At 67.0% G+C, this 2,188-nt stretch carries 2 protein-coding genes and 1 pseudogene; all 3 read left to right on the top strand.

What is annotated here, in order from left to right; all coding sequences use genetic code 11:
• Positions 1-52: 52 nt before the first annotated feature.
• Complete coding sequence (locus HCC78_RS32170) at positions 53-370, top strand: IS66 family insertion sequence element accessory protein TnpB (RefSeq protein WP_172332760.1); 318 nt, start codon at positions 53-55, stop codon at positions 368-370.
• Positions 367-666 carry an IS66 family insertion sequence element accessory protein TnpB gene (gene tnpB / locus HCC78_RS32175; RefSeq protein ID WP_172332761.1) on the top strand — a complete coding sequence of 100 codons (300 nt, stop codon included), beginning with the start codon at positions 367-369 and terminating at the stop codon, positions 664-666. The genes HCC78_RS32170 and tnpB overlap by 4 nt, the downstream gene beginning before the upstream one ends.
• Before the next feature lie 146 nt (positions 667-812).
• Positions 813-1,841, top strand: a pseudogene (locus HCC78_RS32180) (IS66 family transposase); the annotation flags it as partial.
• Positions 1,842-2,188 lie beyond the last annotated feature (347 nt).

Raw genomic sequence — 2,188 nt, forward strand, 5'->3', positions numbered from 1 at the left:
CGCGTGATCGAAGGTGTCAAATTCACCGACGGTGTCGCCTTGGCTGACGCCGATGAAAGCCGCGCCGCCTGATCAAGCCGCGTCACCCAAATTCAGCCATAGCTCGAGACGCTACGGCATCTCGCGGTCGCTGCTGACCATCTGGCGGCGGCAGTACCGGAACGGCGAACTCGGCGGCGCAGGCTCGCCCGCCTTCATCCCGCTGACGATTGCCGCCGATCCGCAGGGCACTGCTTCCCCAGCACCCGTGCCGCCGAACCCGGAAGCCCGGGTGGAGATCACCCTGAGGAACGGGCGCTGCGTTGCGGTTCCGGCCAATGTGTGCCCGGAGGCGCTGGCCCGCCTTCTTTCCGTGGTGGACAGCCGATGATCGCGTTTCCGGCCGGGGTGACGGTCTGGATCGCAGGCGGCGTCACCGACATGCGTTGCGGGATGAACTCGCTGGCGATCAAGGTGCAGCAGGGGCTGGGGCGGGACCCGCATGGCGGCGAAATCTTCTGCTTCCGCGGGCGCAAGGGTGACCTGGTGAAATTGATCTGGCACGATGGCGTCGGCATGTCGCTCTACATGAAGCGGCTCGAAGCGGGCAAATTCATCTGGCCGACGAGCGGATCCGGCGAGGCTGTCCGGGTGTCTGCGGCCCAGATTGGCTATCTTCTGGAGTGAGCGGCCGAACGCCATCGGTCCGAGAGAGGACGCGTACATCGACTGGCGCAATCCGCGCTGGACGCAGAGGCCCGGAAAGGCGGGATAAAGCCCTGCCATGACGTGATTTTCCTTTGTCTGCGGGGGCGGCATGATAGTCTCCTCCCATGACCGATGCCGCCGACGAGATCGCCCGCTTGCGCGCCGCCCTTGCGGCGGCGGACACGCGTGCCGCGGCCGCCGAGGCCGAGCTCGCCCAGGCCCGCGCGGTGGCCTCGACCTCCGAGGCGATGATCGCGGCGCTCAAGCTCGAGATCGCGCTGCTGCGCCGCGACAAGTACGGCCATGGCGCGGAACGCACAGCCCGGCTGATCGACCAGCTGGAATTGCAGCTCGAGGAGCTGGTGGCCGACGCCGCCGTGGACACGGCCCGGGCCGGACAGGCGGCAGGGCAGACGACGAAGGTGGCGGGCTTCGAGCGGCGCAGACCCGTGAAGAAGCCCTTCCCCGAGCATCTGCCTCGCGAGCGGGTGGTGGTCGAAGCGCCGACGACCTGTTCCTGTTGCGGCGCGGACCGCATCGTGAAGATGGGCGAGGACATCACCGAGACGCTCGAGGTCATCCCGCGCCAGTGGAAGGTGATCCAGACCGTCCGCGAGAAGTTCACCTGCCGGGTGTGCGAGAAGATCAGCCAGCCCCCGGCGCCGTTCCATCCGGTCCCGCGGGGCTGGGCCGGTCCCAGCCTGCTGGCCATGATCGTCTTCGAAAAGTACGGCCAGCATCAGCCCTTGAACCGTCAGGCAGAACGCTATGCCCGGGAAGGCGTGGAGCTCAGCCTCTCGACACTGGCCGACCAGGTGGGCGCCGTGGCTGCCTTGCTGGAACCGCTGCGCGCGCTGATCGAGGCGCATGTCCTGGCCGCCGGACGCCTGCATGGCGATGACACGACAGTGCCGCTGCTGGCCCGCGGCGGGACGAAGACCGCGCGGCTCTGGACCTATGTCCGCGATGACCGCCCCTTCTCCGGAGCCGCCCCGCCGGCGGTCGTCTTCAAGTTCTCCCGCGACCGGGGCGGGGAACATCCCGCTGCGCATCTCAAGGGGTGGCAGGACATCCTGCAGGCGGATGCCTATGCCGGATACAACCAGCTCTACCAGGGCGATCGCAAGCCGGGCCCCGTCCTGCCCGCACTGTGCCGAGTAGACGGGGTCGTTGCCGAGCCCCGTCCCTCACAGATCCGGACGTGCGGATTTCCCGCATCCGGTTCCTCATGGACCAGTTTCGCTCAGGCACGGCTCCATTGATGCACGATCCGGGTTGGCGGCAACGGGTATCGGTTCAACACCTGTCCCATGCGGTCCCAAGTCAGCTTTCCGGATCGGCTTCGCCGTGACAGCGATGCTTTCCATATGCGCTCGACTTGATGGAGATACCACTGCGCGTTCCGGGGCCATCCGGTCAGGCATTCCGATAACATCCGGTCAGTGACTCCGATTTGACCCGGTCACGGATTCCGGGACATCCGGTCACCCCGGATCCCGGT

Origin of the sequence: Mangrovicoccus sp. HB161399 (genome assembly GCF_013184745.1) — a bacterium.
Classification (GTDB): domain Bacteria; phylum Pseudomonadota; class Alphaproteobacteria; order Rhodobacterales; family Rhodobacteraceae; genus Mangrovicoccus.

Bases quoted from the DNA above. Each gene is read 5' to 3' on its own strand.
- HCC78_RS32170 (WP_172332760.1), top strand. From the start codon at position 53: ATGAAAGCCGCGCCGCCTGATCAAGCCGCGTCACCCAAATTCAGCCAT.
- tnpB (WP_172332761.1), top strand. From the start codon at position 367: ATGATCGCGTTTCCGGCCGGGGTGACGGTCTGGATCGCAGGCGGCGTC.